Here is a 14,749-nt window from a genome sequence, read left to right as displayed (position 1 = left end):
GATCAACAAGCACAACTTTCATCCAAGAAAACTGAGCCAGATTCTTGACGCGGGACAGCGGGCAAGCACGTCGCGGTCGCGGGCAGCGGGCACTCCGCGCTCACGGCGCTGGTCGCCCTGACCGACCTGGCTCGCGCTGAGGGGACGCGGATCAGCTGGATCCTGCGCCACGGCTCGGTGGGCAACACCTTCGGCGGCGGGGAGGCCGACCAGCTGCCCGCCCGTGGCGCGCTCGGACTGCGCGCGAAGGAGGCCGTGGACGCGGGGCTGGTGCACGTGGTCGCGGGGTTCCGCACCGAGGCGGTCGAGCGTGACGAGCACGGGCTGCTGGCGTTGCGCTCATTGGACGGGCGCACGATCGAGGCCGTGGACAAGGTCGTGGTGGTGACGGGGTTCCGGCCGGACCTGTCCTGGCTGTCGGAGCTGCGGCTGGAGCTGGACGCCACGCTGCAGGCGCCGATCGCGCTCGCCCCGTTGATCGACCCGAATGTGCACTCCTGCGGCACGGTCTACCCGCACGGCGCGAAGGAACTCGCACACCCGGAGCCGAACGTCTATCTGGCCGGGATGAAGAGCTACGGTCGCGCCCCGACGTTCCTCGCCATGACCGGCTACGAGCAGGTCCGCTCGATCGCCGCCGCGCTCGCCGGTGACCACGAGGCCGCGGACCGGGTGGAGCTGGTGCTGGCCGAGACCGGGGTGTGCGGCGGGGCGGGCCTGTTCGACGAACCCGCCGCCGACGCCTCCTCGGGCGGGTGCTGCGGCGCCCCGGCCGGACCGGAGCTGATCTCGCTGTCGGCCCCCTCGACGGACCGGTGACGGTCGAGGCCTCCGCGCAGCCCGGCTCCCTGTCGACGGCCGGGCTGCGCCGGGTCCTGGTGACCTTGTGCGTCACCGAGATCACCAGCTGGGGCGTGCTCTACTACGCCTTCCCGGTCCTGGCCCCCGGCATCGCGAAGGCGACCGGGTGGTCGTCGACCCGGATCACCGCGGGCTTCTCCGGTGGGCAGTTGGTCGCGGCGTTCGCCGGGATCCCGGTGGGCCGGTGGCTGGACCGGCACGGGCCGCGGTGGCTGATGACCGGCGGCTCGATCCTCGCGGTGCCCGCGGTGGTGGCGATCGCGACCGCCCAGAACCTCGCCTGGTTCGTCGCGGCGTGGTTGCTGGCCGGGGTGGCGATGGGCGCGACGCTGTACCCGCCGGCGTTCGCCGCGCTGACCCGCTGGTACGGGCCGCGCCGGGTGAGCGCGCTGACCGTGCTCACGCTCGCGGCGGGACTGGCGTCGACGGTGTTCGCCCCGCTGACCGCCGCGCTGGCCTCCCACCTCGACTGGCGTCGGACCTACCTCGTCCTCGCCGCCGTCCTGGCGGTGATCACGATCCCGGGCCACTTGTGGGGACTACGGGGACCGTGGCCGGGTCCCGAGCCGCACGCGCACCCCGAGCACACCGATCCTGGACGCATCGCGCGCAGCCGCGCGTTTGTGGCCCTGGTGCTGGCGTTGAGCCTGACGGCGTTCGCCGCGTTCGCGGCGGTGATCAACCTGGTGCCACTGCTCACCGAACGCGGGCTCAGCCCGGATGCCGCCGCCGTCGCGCTCGGCCTCGGCGGGGCCGGGCAGGTGCTGGGCCGCCTCGGCTACACGACCTTCACCCGCCACACCAGCGTCCGGGTCCGCACCGCGATCATCCTCGGCGCGGTCGCCATCACCACCGGCGTTCTGGGCCTGCTCACCAGCGCACCCGCACTCGTGATCGCGGCCGTGGTCGCCGGCATGGCCCGCGGCGTGTTCACGCTGCTGCAGGCCACCGCCATCACCGACCGCTGGGGAGCGGTCCACTATGGACGGCTCACCGGGGTGCTGTCCGCGCCGCTGACGATCACCATGTCGCTCGCACCCTGGGCGGGCGCCGCGATCGCCGACGGACTGGGCGGCTACCCGCACACCTTCCTCGTCCTGGCCCTCGCTGCCGGCGCGGCCGTGGTCCTCTCCGTGGCCGGCGTACCCCGGTAGCTGGTCCGCTCAACTCCTTGTCTCGAAAGGGTTTCTTCGTCATGCCTGATGCCATAGTGATCGGCGGCGGCCAAGCCGGGCTCGCCTCGGTCCACGCCCTCACGGCGCGCGGACTCGAGCCCGTCCTGCTGGAGGCCGGTGACGAACCGGTCGGGTCCTGGCCGCACTACTACGACAGCCTCCGCCTGTTCTCCCCAGCCCGCTACAGCTCCCTGCCGGGCATGGCCTTCCCCGGCGACCCCGACCGCTACCCGCACCGCGACGAAGTGATCGACTACCTCCGCCGCTACGCCACCGCACTGGACGCCGACATCCGCACCCGCCAGCGGGTCACCGCCGTGACCCGACCTGACCGGGAGTTCCGGGTGTCCACCGACACCGGTGAGGAGCTGACCGCGCCGATCGTCATCGCCGCCACCGGCGCGTTCACCTCCCCGCACCGGCCCGCGCTGCCCGGGCTCGACGAGTTCACCGGTACGATCCTGCACTCCAGCGAGTACCGCGAACCCAGCCCGTTCACCGGACAGCGCGTCGTGGTGGTCGGGGCGGCCAACTCCGCCGTGCAGATCGCCATCGACCTCACGCCGCACGCCCACGTCACCCTCGCCACCCGTGCACCGATCCGCTACGCCACGCAGAAACCGCTGGGCCGGGACGTGCACTTCTGGTTCACCGTCACCGGCTTCGACATCCTGCCCATCGGCCCGTGGCTGCGCAGCAAGCCGAGCATGCTCGTCCTCGACGCCGGTGGCTACCGCGCCGCGATCGACGGCGGCGCACCCGACCAGCGGCGCCTGTTCACCGCCATCGACGGCGACACACTGACCTGGCCCGACGGCACCCGCGAGCGGGTGGACACCATCATCCTGGCCACCGGGTTCCGCCCCGCCATGCCCTACCTGGACAAGCTCGGCGCCCTCACCGACACCGGGCTACCGGAACAGCACCGGGGCCTGTCCACCACCCATCCCGGCCTCGGGTTCGTCGGGCTGGAATGGCAGCGCAGCTTCTCCTCGGCCACCCTCCGCGGTGTCGGCCGCGACGCCGCCTACCTGGCCCGGCGGCTGCCTGTGGCTCTGGTTTAGATTGGGCGGATGTTGCGCTCGGCGTGGATCAAATGGGCTCGTGCGGTCGAACACCAGCACCTGCTCGCACGCGAGGGACGCGAGTGGATCGCGAACGACTCCTACGTCTACGACCGGACCGACAACGCCAGCGACAACACGAACCCACTGTTGGCCGTGCACTGGCGGCTGCGGATCGTTCACCCCTACCCCGAACGGTGGAGCGTGCTGATCGGTGACGTGCTCACCAACCTGCGGGCCGCTCTGGACCACAGCTTCTGGGCGGCTGCGGAAGCGCACACCGGCACGCCTGATGCGCCTCACCGGGTGATGTTCCCGATCCACACCCAGTCGACCAAGTTCGCCAAGGCCGCGAAAGAACTGCAACCGCTGGTGGCCCCGCCCGTGTGGAAGTTCATCGAGTCGGTGCAGCCTTTCCACGGCAACGACAAAGCGCACACCCACCCGCTGGAGATCCTGCGCTGGATGTCCAATGTGGATAAGCATCGCGCCGTGCACGTCCTCGGGCGTACCGCCTTCGACGTCGGGCCGGTGCTGGTTCGCTCGACACCTCCGCTGGAGGTCGCGGACGAGTGGCGCCGCGAGGGCCCGACCAGCGACGGTGACGTCATCGCTCGCGTCAAGCTGCGCCGGCCGCCCAGCGGAACGAGCGTGGACTTGATTCCCACTTTCGCTCACACGGCCTGCCTGCAGATCAGCGACGACCCCGAGGAAGTGCACGCCCTGGACTCGGTCATGGACGTCATGCGTGAGCACGTCCTGGGCGTCCTGGCCAGCCTCACCGAACTACTCGGCGAGCCCTTTCCGGAGCCGGCGACGCTCGAACTTGGCGAACACCACGACGAGGTCGTCCCGGAGTTCGGCGGCGCCATCGCCCTGATCCGCGACCTCGACGGCGCCACCCACCGTATCAACCTCGATCAGCTTCCCGCTGAACAGGGGCACGAACCGGCTGCCCCGACCACGTAACCGACAGCCCTGGGCCGAACCTACTCACAGCACGCCTTCGACGGCGAGGCCTCGGTCAGCGGGAGTTCCAGTCCCACCACGGCGTGGCGTGGTTTGGTCGCACGCACGATCGCCGAGTGCATGTTCTCGGCCGCCTCGTGTGTCGGCGCGATGTCGATGCCGGTGAAACCGGTCGCCGCGAGCCCCTCGCGGTACTCGGCGAACGACAGAGCCCCAGCGATACAAGCGGTGTACCCGCCACGGGCGGAGCGGTCCGCAGCGGTGAGGTGGTCTTCGGCGACGACGTCGGAGATGCCGATCCGGCCGCCGGGCCTGAGCACGCGGAACATCTCGGCGAACACCGCCGGTTTGTCCACGGACAGGTTGATCACGCAGTTGGAGATGATCACGTTCACCCGGTTCGCCGGGAGCGGGATCGCCCCGATGTTCCCCTTGAGGAAATCGACGTTCGTCGCGCCGGCCTTCTCCGCATTGGCCAGTGCGAGGGCGAGCATCTCCTCGGTCATGTCCAGCCCGTACACCTTGCCCGCCGGGCCGACCCGCTTCGCGGACAACAACACGTCGATGCCGCCACCGGACCCGAGGTCGAGCACGGTCTCGCCCTCGCGCAACTCGGCCACGGCCAGCGGGTTGCCGCCGCCCAGGCTCGCCGACACCGCCTCCGGCGGCAAGGACGAACGCTCCGCCTCATCGGAGAGTCCGCCAGTCAGGTCGGGACCCTCGCCGGAGCATCCGTCGCCGCAGCACGACCCCACCCCTCCCGCACTCGCCCGCATCGCCGCCTCCGCGTAACGCGCGCACCTGTTCCCGCAGCTCCTGGTCACTCATCGCGGAACACCTCCAAAGGATCGATGCCTGTCGATGAACACTTTGACCCTCTGCATCGATGGACGTGAAGATAGAGGTCTGTTTAGATAGGGGCATGTCGAAACAGTTGCCGATCGTGGACGCCGGGACCGAGTGCTGCTCGCCGCTGGTGCGGGAACCGCTGTCCGCGGGGCAGGCCGCGGACCTGGCGAAGCTGTTCAAGGCGGTGGGTGACCCGGTCCGGTTGCGGTTGCTGTCGCTGATCGCCTCCCATGACGGCGGCGAGGCGTGCGTGTGCGACCTGACCGACGCGTTCGACCTGACCGGGCCGACGATCTCGCACCACCTCAAGGTGCTGCGCGAGTCCGGGCTAATCACGGGCGAGCGGCGCGGCACCTGGATCTACTACCGTGTCCAGCCCGAGACCCTGGCCCGGCTCTCCGCCGTCCTCACCCCCGCCGAGGGGTCGGTGGTGACGGCGTGACCACCACCAACACGGCGCCGGCCGGTGTTGTCGGCAAGCTGTCCACGCTGGACCGGTTCCTGCCGGTGTGGATCGGCGCGGCGATGGTCCTCGGGTTGCTGGCCGGACGCTGGATCCCGGGCCTGGAGACCGGGCTCAACGCCGTCGCGGTCGACGGGATCTCGCTGCCGATCGCGCTCGGGCTGCTGGTGATGATGTACCCGGTCCTGGCCAAGGTCCGCTACGACAAGCTCGACTCGGTCACCCGCGACCGGAAACTGCTCTGGCCCTCGCTCGTGCTGAACTGGCTGATCGGCCCGGCACTGATGTTCGCCCTCGCGTGGCTGCTGCTGCCGGACCTGCCCGAGTACCGCACCGGCCTGATCATCGTCGGCCTCGCCCGCTGCATCGCGATGGTGATCATCTGGAACGACCTGGCCTGCGGCGACCGCGAGGCCGCCGCAGTACTCGTCGCGCTCAACTCGGTGTTCCAGGTGATCATGTTCGGGGTGCTGGGCTGGTTCTACCTCTCCGTCCTGCCCGGCTGGCTCGGTCTCGACACGACGTCGCTGAGCGTGCCGGGCTGGCAGATCGCCAAGAGCACGCTGATCTTCCTCGGTGTCCCGCTCGTCGCGGGCTACCTCACGCGCCGTTTCGGTGAACGCTCGCGCGGGCGCGAGTGGTACGAATCCCGGTTCCTGCCGCGCATCGGGCCGATCGCCCTCTACGGGCTGCTGTTCACCATCGTCGTGCTGTTCGCCCTGCAGGGCCACCAGATCACCAGCCGTCCGCTCGACATCGCCCGCATCGCGCTGCCACTGCTGGTCTACTTCGGACTCATGTGGGCCGGGTCCTACGCCCTCGGCAAGACGATCGGCCTCAACTACGAGCGCACCACCACCCTCGCCTTCACCGCGGCGGGCAACAACTTCGAGCTCGCGATCGCCGTCGCCATCGCGACCTTCGGCGCCACCAGCGGCCAGGCCCTCGCCGGGGTCGTCGGGCCCCTGATCGAGGTGCCCGTCCTGGTCGCGCTCGTCTACGTCTCACTCGCCCTGCGCCGCCGATTCACCCCTGCCACCCCGGAGTAGCCATGGACCACATCGAAGGCGAACCCTGCCAGGACATCGAAGACTGCCGCCTCACCGACCGCCACGTCCAGACCCTGCTCAACCGCGAAGCCGACGAGCTCGCCCGGCACTTCACCGGCACCTTCTCACCCGAAACCGTCCGCGACTGCGTCGAGGACTCCTACACCCACCTCGCCGCCACAGCGCGCATCCGCACCCACCTGCCCGTCCTGGCCGCCCGCTTCGCCCGGCAGCGGCTGGAAGCCACCGCCAAGAACCAAGGAGCCACCATGTCCGACGAACCCGAAGTACTCTTCGTCTGCGTCCACAACGCCGGCCGCTCCCAGATGGCCGCCGCCCTGCTCGACCACCACGCCGCCGGACGCGTCACCGTCCGCTCCGCCGGCTCCGCCCCCGCCGACACCATCAACCCCGCCGTCATCGAAGCCATGAACGAGATCGGCCTCGACCTGACCAAGGAATTCCCCAAGCCACTGACCACCGAAGCCGTCCAAGCCGCCGACGTCGTCATCACCATGGGCTGCGGCGACGCCTGCCCCATCTTCCCCGGCAAGCGCTACCTCGACTGGCAACTCGACGACCCCGCCGGCAAGGACGTCGACCAGGTCCGCCCCATCCGCGACGAAATCGACCGACGCGTCCGCACCCTCCTCGACGAACTCGTTCCCAGCAACGCGTAACGCACTGACGCCTGCACCGACACATCCGGTGCTCCACGACACGACCGCAACTCTGCTGAGCGATCCCATAGCGCGGAGGCGTTCCAGATACCGGAAAAAAGTCGAGTACTGTCGCGGTCGAGGGGGGCTTGCTCCCGGTAGTTCCGCTGCGCATGGTGGTCTCAGTCGCGTAAATGCTCTATTTGACCATTGCGGAGGTTAGGTCGATGATTTGGTGGGCGAGCGCAGTTGCTACCGGTCGCCAAACCGCGCGGGTTCCCCTGCAGCCAGGTGGACACCGCCCGACGGCATCTTCGTATGCTTTGGTTGCGGACAGTCTGTACGACCGACGACTCGACGACAGTTCGCCCGTCGTGGTCGGGGTATTTGACAAGGTTGAGGTGATGCGCGACTGCTGGGCGCGAGGTTGTCCCCCTGGCCATTCTCCCCTTCATTCGTCCGCGAACCTGTAGCGGTCGATGAGATTTGTCCATTGACTATGGGGAATTATTCCGTCGTGTTGCATTCTGCCGACCACGATGCCGGGTGCGACTCCGATCTTTTCTGCGAATTTTTCTACGTGTCGCGCCGTGGTGAGCTGATGAAGTTCATTGGCGGCGTGGGGTGGGATCAGGATTCGTGATGCAAAGATGTCGGCTTCCTTCTCTAGTTCATTGTCGATACCGCTTCCTTTGGTGTCCACGAAGGTTTCCTTCTTGCTGTGACGAAGAATGTGACACATTTCGTGAAACAGTGTGAACCAGAAGATGTCATTGCGACGGTGGCGCAGACTCAATGCGATTATGGCTTTATCGGGTGACAACCACCGGGTGGCTCCATTGACCCGACACTTCGGGAGTTCTTTCAAGATGACCAGTGCGACGCCAGCGGACGCGCATACATCTTGCAATGGTCTGATCCAGTCGACACCACGCATTCTGCTGAGAGAGCGCATCTCCGGTATGACACTTCGGCAGCGTCCAATATCGAACGGCTTCGTGGGAATCTGAGCAGCGTGTAGCTCGGCGAGTCGCAGCCATGCGGCAAGTGCGGCTTCGTCAGCTTGAAAAGCCTGCGATCGACGGTAAAGCGCCGGTTTGAGCCACACCTCGTCGAGTGCGTGCGCATCTGCGACAGCGAAGAATTTGAGCAGTTCCTTCAGCTGTTCCACTTTGGATTTCTTGAGCGCGACATGTCCGAGCCGTTCAAGCGTCTTGATTGGGAACTTATCCACAAGATGGACTTGTTCCTTCAGTGTTCGTTCCTCGAGAACCTGCTGCTTTGCTGTTTGGTAGTTCGCCTCGAGCTGGGACCAGTATCGGGCGGGGATTGAGGTGACGCGCTCGAATGCGAGCGCGACCTCGGGTGAAATGCCGACCGCTCCCTTGAGCACCTGATTGATGTGCTTCGGCGTCAGGCTGGTTCGACGTGCGAACTGGGCCTGGGTCATGTCGTGGTGGTCGAGCCACTCGGCGAGCGTCTCACCAGGGTGAACGAGTTCGGCTGGCTTGTAGTCCAGCTGGCCAGTGGAGGTCATCACGATGGCCGCGCTGCTTTGGAGGTGACGAGTACCTGGGTGACGGTGATGCTAGGCATGGTGTCTCTCTTCGTCGCTTCCGGGGCAGGCTCGATGACGAGAGCCAGGTCGGGGGTGATCATCACATGAATGCAGTCGTCGGCAATGCGGTACGAGTCGAACGGAAGGAAATCGAGGTCGTCCATCGTCGACATGGCCTCCAGTTGCTGGAGCCGTCGCGAGATGCAGCGGGCGACGTCGGGTCCCCATGTGGCACGCATGTGATCAAGATCGCAGCAATGTCGGCGGATCGCATCGGTGCGAAACAGCAGAGCCATCATCGCCGCCCACTTCCGCAGAATCCTTAACCGGCTCGGTGCAGGATAGCACTTGCTATCGGCCTCCCTGGCGGCTAGAGTCGCCGACGAAATCATGAACCGGCTTGGTTCATGATTTTCTCTCAGGGAAGGAGGGATGCCGGTGCCCGCGTACCATGTGGATCACGAGGTGTTGGCCACGCACGCCAAGAACAAGGTCAACGTCCCGTCTGGCGATGCCGCCAAGCGCCGCACGCAAGTCAACCACCTCCGGTCGCGCCTGGAGGCACACATCGCGGCGCACCCGGACTACGACCTGGTCAAGCTCCGCGCGTCGGGCAGCACGGCGAAGCACACGGCTATCCGACGCCGCCGCGGCGAGGGGTCCGATGCCGACGTGGCCGCATACGTTCGCGCCAGCAGCGTCGGAGGTGTCAGCGTTGAGGTCAGCGGCCTGCTCGAGTGGCTCAAGGATCGATGCGTCGAGGTTTACGGGGCTACCAAGGACGCCGACGACTTCGTCATCTCCGACCACGCGGTGGGAATCACGTTGCGCGGGTCGGGTTTGAAGATCGACGTCGCGCCGGTGCTGTACGAGGGAGAGGCCGATGATCGGGGACACCTTGTCACTCGGCAGGGCGACAAGGTCCTCACGTCGGTCACCCTGCACCTTGCCTTCATCCACACCCGCCGGAATGCTGCAGGCCCCAACTACCGCGAGCTGATCCGGCTGCTCAAAGCCTGGATCCGGGAGGCCAAGCGCAACGACGACCAGCTCCGCTGCAAGAGTTTCTTGCTTGAGCTCATCGTCGCGCACCTGTGGGACCACGGTTGGAACGGCGAGGCGCTCGCGGTCAACAACTATCCCCGGGCGTTCGAACAGGTCCTGTCCTACATCGCCCACACCGACCTGCTGGCCCCGGTCGTGTTCACCGACTTCTATCCCGCGACCGAGGTGACGCCGTCTAGCGACCCGATCCAGTTTTGGGACCCAGTCAACCCGACCAACAACGTTACCCGCACCTATACCGACGCCGACCGGCAACGGCTGGTGAAGACCGCCACCACCGCTTTGGAGGACGTCATGTGGGCCGCCCATGCCCCCACCAAGGGGGACGCCAACCAGGCATGGCGCAACCTGCTCGGACCTGCCTTCGAGGGCGCCTGATGACCAGCACGAGAACCGCGACCGCGTCGTTCACCATCACCGAGGCGCGCTACGTCGGCGCGAAGATCGGCGCGGACCTCCGCATGATCAACGGTCTGTACGGCCGTCCGGTGTTGACCGACATCGACGACTACACCGAGGAGGTGGCCCTGCTGCTACGCGACGGCTACCTCGGCACCGTGGACTACGGATTCAAGGACACGAGCGCCAACGTTTGGAAGCTCCGGCTTCGCTACACCGCCACCACCGGTGGACAGCTCCTCGACAGCCGACCCGGAAGCCTGCCGGCCAGGGCAAGCGTCACCGGCCACGGCTGGTCCAGCTACCTCACCTACTCGCTGAAGTTCCAGCTACTGACCAGCACGCAGCAGGCGACGGTGAAGGACGGCCTCCCGATCACCCGCGTCGGGGCGGCGGAACCAACCACCATTGCGGGCAGTACCCAGTCCGGTCACGGATACGGCCGCAACGGCGTCGGGGTGAACCGCGACGTGTACACCGCCTGGTAAGGAGAACGGATCATGGCCGCTGTTGAGGACATCTTCCACCCCGTCGTCGAACTACCCGAACCCGTGCGTGCGGAGCGTTACCAACGCTTGGTTGGGCTCGACGATGTCAAGGACCGGCTTCGGCGCGAAGCGCGGCTGCTGGCCGACCCGACCAGCTTGCGGGCCTGGTCGCTCGAGCACCACGGGGCTGAGTTGCCCGCGCTGGCGTTGTTCGCCGACCGCGGCCCGCTGTTCGTGTTCGCCGGCGACGTGGGTGCTGGGAAATCGGCTCTCGCTGAGTCGTTCGGTTGTGACCTGTCCGATCGGCTCGACCTGCCCGTCTACCTCTACCGGCTCAAGCTCACCGCCCGCGGCACCGGCCTTGTCGGCGAGATGACCACACTCATCGGCGATGCCTTCGGCCACCTACTGGCTCTCGGCCGCAAGGCGCGCAGCGCGAAGGGGCCCACCACCCTTTACATCATGGTTATCGATGAGGCGGACGCGCTGGCCCAATCCCGTGCCGCCGAGCACATGCACCACGAGGACCGCGCCGGAGTCGACGCACTGCTTGCCGGGGTTGACAGCCTGGCGGGCGAAGGCGTGCCGGTGCTGGTGGTGCTGTGCACCAACCGAGAACGCGCCCTCGACCCGGCCGTCACGCGCCGCGCCGCCGCCACCTTCCAGTTCGGTCGCCCAGACGACGAGCAACGGCGCACCGTGCTCAACGAGGCCCTCAACGGAACCGGGGTCAGCAGCGCAACCGTCGCCAAACTCGTCACCGCGACCGGACCCACCGAGCGGCAACCGGGCTTCACCTACTCTGACCTCACCCAGCGCCTCATCCCCGCGGCGGTCCTGGCCGCCTTCCCCGACAAACCCCTCACCGACGACACGCTCCTCGCCGTCGCCCGCGAACTGCAGCCGACCCCCGAGTTCCGCGAGACCGTCACGTGACCGGGCCTCTGCCGCCACCGAGTGCCACCGGCGTCCGCATCGCCGGTGACCACTACCAGTGGCTGATCGCCTGGCATGCGTGCGTCACCACCCTGCGCGACCAGCTCACCGGGGAGCCAAATCCCGTCGTCACGGTCGGCGTCGAGGTCGACGGCGCTGGCAACCTCGACGATGTCGTTCTCTACCGGCGGCACTCGCCCCACACCTACAACCAGGTGAAGTACACCGTCGACAGCAGCACCCCCGTCAACGCCACCTACCTCACTACGCCCACCGACACCGGCGGCCCGTCGATCCTGTCCAAATTCGCCGACTCCTGGCGCAAACTCACGCAAGCCGGCGAGCCCGTCGAACTCAGGTTCATCAGCAATCGGGCCCCCGACCCGGCCGATCCACTGATCGCGGGCCGGGACGCGCGAACCGGCCTACTACTCCCATACGCCGCGACCGGCGGACACCGATCCCGCCGTGGCCAAGCACGTGCGGCGTGGGCAGCGGCCGCCGGACTCACCGAACCCGACCTGCTCGACCTCCTCGCCGTGCTGCGCTTCGACCTCGCCCGTGACCCCACTCACCTACACGAGACCGTCGCGCTCACCATGCTCGTCAGCGGCCTGCGAGCTGAACCCCCAGCAGTAGCCGCTGGCGCGGGCTGGGTCGCCCAACAGGTCCGACAGGGGCACCGTGAACTCAACCTCGACGCCATTCGACACGCCGTTAACGAACTTCAGCTCCACGCTGGCCCCCCACGTACCGTGGTGTCCATCGCCACCCTCAAACCCGACCCCCTCGCGCACCAGGCACACCACACCCTCGACTGGGTTGACCGCTTCGACGGCGACGACCCATACACCAAGCGGCACCCCAAATCGCCCGCCACCTGGAGCGACCTGCAGACAGAGATCGAAAAGATTCCCAGCCATCTCGGCGGTGCCGCCAACATCGTCATCACCGGAAGCCTCCGGCAAGCCACCGCCTTCACCGTCGGCGCGGCACTGCGCATGGTCACCAACACCGACCTCGCCGTCGTCCAACGCGGCCGACTTTGGTCATCGGACACGCCATACGACACACCCATCACACCAACTGTCACAAGCCACGACCTGGGCCTCGGGCAGGACCTCGGCGTGGCCATCGAGATCGCGACACCGATCGCGAGCGACGTCCTCTCGTTCTCACGCGATCACGAGCTCCCTGTCGGACGCCTGGTCGTCATCTCCCCGCCCGGTGGGCCGCGGGACAACGCGGTAAACGGTCCGGCTGACGCCTGCGCCCTCGCCGTCGGGATCCGCGACGCCGTACGCCACGAAGTGAGGGGGCATGCCCGTGTGCACCTATTCCTCGCCGGCCCGATGGGTCTCGCCCTACTGCTCGGCCACCGATGGAACCGAGTCGCGCCAACCCTCATCTACGAAGATCTACAAGCCGAGGGCTACGAAGCAGCCTTCACTATCACTGCCTAACCGTGCCCGGCGCCCCACGTCTGTCCCGTTGCGACCTCGTAACGCAGAGGCGTTGCACGTGCCGCCGACAGCCAAGACCCGACCTCGACGTCCGCGCGTGGCAGACCTGTGAAGCGATTCGGTCGCTGATCGACAGTCATCACCAACCGAGTGAGCGAAGGCGCAGGTAAACCCCATTCATCAACGACCACCCGTTGCTTGACGCTCACACCTGGTAAGTGTCTTCCAGTATCAACCGGCCGCCTGCCGATGTTTCCCATGTTTGTGTGCCCCCGGAACGAGGGCCGAAGGGAAAGGGCCCCCAGACACGCACGGCACGGTAGAGGTCCATCGTCCACTCACGCACCGTCGTTCAGAACTGCCTCTCCGCACGGACCGCCGCAACGAGTGCCCGTGACCTGGCCGCGCCAACACGCATACGCTTGCGGAGCGTCTCGGCAGAGATCGGCCGGTGGTATCGCCGCCAATGCTGGGCGTCCTCTTGGCGAGCACGCACCAGCAAGTCACGCTCTCCCGGGTCGAACGACGACGGGCGGTGGCCACAGCCATCTGTTGCTTCCACCCGCTCCTCCTGGTCTCCCGGCGCATCCAGGACGCGACGATCCCCTGGGCTCTGCCCGATGTTCGTTCCGCCGGAGACGGCCGCGTTCAACAACTGGAGCAACCCCGGGCCTGCCTCCGCCCACCCCATGAGTAACAGTGGCCCCACCGCGTCGAAAGCAGCCTTGCCCCACGCCCCTGTGCACAGCGGCTCAGCCACGTTCAGCACCAACGTCACCCCGCTCGCTCCGAGTAGCAGACGCCGCGCCGGCCGCAACGCGCGGCGATCACCCCCACGCAGCGCAAGCTCCCGGGTGCCCATCAGCAGCCCCAAGACGGTGAGGTCAACCGCAGGTGCGATCAACGGCGCGACGTAGACCGGAACTCCGAGTGTCAACGCCAAGCTCAGGACGTTCCCGAAACCAAACAGGAACGTCAGCCCTATTACCAAGCCCATGATCACCGTCACGAACCGAGCTGTGGCCCGCGAGGAACGGTTCACGATGACACCTCCCGAGGCCCCGGCAGGTCATAGCAGGCATCGATCGTCAACGTGCCGGTGAGTCGCTGCTGGTCAGGCCCGTTCCCATCCTTGGGCAATCCTGCCGAGGGCACATACGCCGGAGCGGGGAAACCGCTCCTGACCAGCACGAAGGCCAATCAGGCCGGTTCTCCCCACTCTCCGGCTTTATCCGGCCAAATCCGGGCTGTTCTGCCCAATGCGTGCCCACGCCTGCCCGTGACCGAGAGCCGCCTCAACCTGCCGCCGGGCTGTCACCTCTCCCCCGTCCAGGAACGCCGCGTAGATCTCAAGGAGCACCGCGACCGAGTGGCCCGCCCACTCTGCGACGCGGGTCGGATCGACACCAGCCGCAAGCCACGTGCTCACGGCGGCGTGCCGAAGGTCGTACGGGCGAGCCGCGAGAGGCGACGCTTGAACCTCCTCCGTGAAGGTCCGCCGCCGGGCGGCTCGCCACACTCGCGTGTAGGTGATCATCGGAACTTCGCCTCCGTGGTCACCGGTGAACAGCCGTCCATCCTCAGCGAAACCGTATTCCCAGATGTGCTCCCAGAGAATTTTTGTGAGTTCCGGCGGACAAGGAGCAGTGCGTCCTTCCCCCACAGCCCGCGACTTGAGCTGCCGCTCACCCCTAAGGGATGTCTCGTAACTCGTGTTGTGGTTGGTGGGGCTGGTGTTGCAGTCAGTCGGC

General features: G+C 67.1%; 14 protein-coding genes and 3 pseudogenes. 12 read left to right on the top strand and 5 right to left on the bottom strand.

Features of this window, described 5'->3' with window-relative positions; genetic code table 11:
• Positions 1-57: 57 nt before the first annotated feature.
• The 4 genes and pseudogenes from ABFX51_RS36280 to ABFX51_RS36265 all read left to right on the top strand — a co-directional run.
• Positions 58-819 (top strand): annotated as a pseudogene (locus tag ABFX51_RS36280) (flavoprotein); the annotation flags it as partial.
• Positions 816-2,015, top strand: coding sequence for an MFS transporter (locus tag ABFX51_RS36275; RefSeq protein ID WP_346056496.1), 1,200 nt, complete (start codon positions 816-818; stop codon positions 2,013-2,015). The pseudogene ABFX51_RS36280 and the gene ABFX51_RS36275, both read left to right, overlap by 4 nt.
• A gap of 41 nt (positions 2,016-2,056) precedes the next feature.
• Positions 2,057-3,100 (top strand): flavin-containing monooxygenase, encoded by a 1,044-nt coding sequence (locus tag ABFX51_RS36270; protein WP_346056495.1) that lies wholly within the window; start codon positions 2,057-2,059, stop codon positions 3,098-3,100.
• Positions 3,101-3,109: 9 nt separating this feature from the next.
• A complete protein-coding gene (locus ABFX51_RS36265; protein WP_346056494.1) occupies positions 3,110-4,069 on the top strand; it encodes a hypothetical protein in 960 nt (319 codons plus the stop codon).
• 20 nt (positions 4,070-4,089) lie between these two features.
• On the opposite strand, the gene arsM is transcribed toward ABFX51_RS36265, so the two are convergent.
• Positions 4,090-4,845, bottom strand: a complete 756-nt coding sequence (arsM, locus tag ABFX51_RS36260) for an arsenite methyltransferase (protein ID WP_346056493.1) — start codon at positions 4,843-4,845, stop codon at positions 4,090-4,092.
• Positions 4,846-4,991: 146 nt separating this feature from the next.
• Between arsM and ABFX51_RS36255 the strand changes: the two genes are divergently transcribed.
• From ABFX51_RS36255 to ABFX51_RS36240, 4 genes and pseudogenes are all read left to right on the top strand, one after another.
• Complete coding sequence (locus ABFX51_RS36255) at positions 4,992-5,360, top strand: ArsR/SmtB family transcription factor (RefSeq protein WP_346056492.1); 369 nt, start codon at positions 4,992-4,994, stop codon at positions 5,358-5,360.
• The gene (gene arsB / locus ABFX51_RS36250) at positions 5,357-6,430 is read left to right on the top strand and encodes an ACR3 family arsenite efflux transporter (RefSeq protein ID WP_346056491.1); all 1,074 of its coding nucleotides are present in this window, start codon (positions 5,357-5,359) and stop codon (positions 6,428-6,430) included. The genes ABFX51_RS36255 and arsB overlap by 4 nt, the downstream gene beginning before the upstream one ends.
• A 2-nt stretch (positions 6,431-6,432) precedes the next feature.
• Positions 6,433-6,669, top strand: a pseudogene (locus ABFX51_RS36245) (three-helix bundle dimerization domain-containing protein); the annotation flags it as partial.
• A 30-nt stretch (positions 6,670-6,699) separates the two neighbouring features.
• On the top strand, positions 6,700-7,110 hold the full coding sequence (locus ABFX51_RS36240) for an arsenate reductase ArsC (RefSeq protein WP_346056498.1): 411 nt from the start codon (positions 6,700-6,702) through the stop codon (positions 7,108-7,110).
• Positions 7,111-7,540: 430 nt separating this feature from the next.
• On the opposite strand, the gene ABFX51_RS36235 is transcribed toward ABFX51_RS36240, so the two are convergent.
• Both ABFX51_RS36235 and ABFX51_RS36230 read right to left on the bottom strand, forming a co-directional pair.
• Positions 7,541-8,626, bottom strand: coding sequence for an ImmA/IrrE family metallo-endopeptidase (locus tag ABFX51_RS36235; protein WP_346056497.1), 1,086 nt, complete (start codon positions 8,624-8,626; stop codon positions 7,541-7,543).
• On the bottom strand, positions 8,626-8,946 hold the full coding sequence (locus ABFX51_RS36230; protein ID WP_346056490.1) for a hypothetical protein: 321 nt from the start codon (positions 8,944-8,946) through the stop codon (positions 8,626-8,628). Before ABFX51_RS36230 ends, ABFX51_RS36235 begins: the two co-directional genes overlap by 1 nt.
• Positions 8,947-9,079: 133 nt before the next feature.
• On the opposite strand from ABFX51_RS36230, the gene ABFX51_RS36225 reads away from it, so the two are divergent.
• From ABFX51_RS36225 to ABFX51_RS36210, 4 genes are read left to right on the top strand one after another with little or no spacing between them, the layout of a single operon-like run.
• Positions 9,080-10,090, top strand: a complete 1,011-nt coding sequence (locus ABFX51_RS36225; RefSeq protein WP_346056489.1) for a CBASS oligonucleotide cyclase — start codon at positions 9,080-9,082, stop codon at positions 10,088-10,090.
• On the top strand, positions 10,090-10,599 hold the full coding sequence (locus ABFX51_RS36220; protein WP_346056488.1) for an HORMA-1 domain-containing protein: 510 nt from the start codon (positions 10,090-10,092) through the stop codon (positions 10,597-10,599). Before ABFX51_RS36225 ends, ABFX51_RS36220 begins: the two co-directional genes overlap by 1 nt.
• Before the next feature lie 12 nt (positions 10,600-10,611).
• Entirely contained in the window at positions 10,612-11,535 is a 924-nt protein-coding gene (locus tag ABFX51_RS36215; RefSeq protein ID WP_346056487.1) for an AAA family ATPase, read from the top strand.
• Positions 11,532-12,998, top strand: coding sequence for an SAVED domain-containing protein (locus tag ABFX51_RS36210; RefSeq protein ID WP_346056486.1), 1,467 nt, complete (start codon positions 11,532-11,534; stop codon positions 12,996-12,998). The genes ABFX51_RS36215 and ABFX51_RS36210 overlap by 4 nt, the downstream gene beginning before the upstream one ends.
• Before the next feature lie 352 nt (positions 12,999-13,350).
• Here ABFX51_RS36210 and ABFX51_RS36205 read toward each other — a convergent pair whose 3' ends face one another.
• Together ABFX51_RS36205 and ABFX51_RS36200 are read right to left on the bottom strand one after the other, a co-directional pair.
• Entirely contained in the window at positions 13,351-14,001 is a 651-nt protein-coding gene (locus ABFX51_RS36205) for an Ntn hydrolase family protein (protein ID WP_428832533.1), read from the bottom strand.
• Positions 14,002-14,226: 225 nt separating this feature from the next.
• Positions 14,227-14,749: pseudogene (locus ABFX51_RS36200) on the bottom strand (hypothetical protein); the annotation flags it as partial.

Origin of the sequence: Amycolatopsis dongchuanensis (assembly GCF_039542405.1) — a bacterium.
GTDB lineage: Bacteria > Actinomycetota > Actinomycetes > Mycobacteriales > Pseudonocardiaceae > Amycolatopsis_E > Amycolatopsis_E sacchari.
Note: the sequence above shows the minus strand (reverse complement) of the source record. Positions and strands in the feature narration are given on the sequence as shown.

Coding starts and splice junctions, on each gene's coding strand:
- ABFX51_RS36270 (WP_346056495.1), top strand. CDS start 2,057: ATGCCTGATGCCATAGTGATCGGCGGCGGCCAAGCCGGGCTCGCCTCG.
- ABFX51_RS36265 (WP_346056494.1), top strand. CDS start 3,110: ATGTTGCGCTCGGCGTGGATCAAATGGGCTCGTGCGGTCGAACACCAG.
- arsM (WP_346056493.1), bottom strand. CDS start 4,845: ATGCGGGCGAGTGCGGGAGGGGTGGGGTCGTGCTGCGGCGACGGATGC.
- ABFX51_RS36255 (WP_346056492.1), top strand. CDS start 4,992: ATGTCGAAACAGTTGCCGATCGTGGACGCCGGGACCGAGTGCTGCTCG.
- ABFX51_RS36240 (WP_346056498.1), top strand. CDS start 6,700: ATGTCCGACGAACCCGAAGTACTCTTCGTCTGCGTCCACAACGCCGGC.
- ABFX51_RS36235 (WP_346056497.1), bottom strand. CDS start 8,626: ATGACCTCCACTGGCCAGCTGGACTACAAGCCAGCCGAACTCGTTCAC.
- ABFX51_RS36230 (WP_346056490.1), bottom strand. CDS start 8,946: ATGATGGCTCTGCTGTTTCGCACCGATGCGATCCGCCGACATTGCTGC.
- ABFX51_RS36225 (WP_346056489.1), top strand. CDS start 9,080: ATGCCGGTGCCCGCGTACCATGTGGATCACGAGGTGTTGGCCACGCAC.
- ABFX51_RS36220 (WP_346056488.1), top strand. CDS start 10,090: ATGACCAGCACGAGAACCGCGACCGCGTCGTTCACCATCACCGAGGCG.
- ABFX51_RS36215 (WP_346056487.1), top strand. CDS start 10,612: ATGGCCGCTGTTGAGGACATCTTCCACCCCGTCGTCGAACTACCCGAA.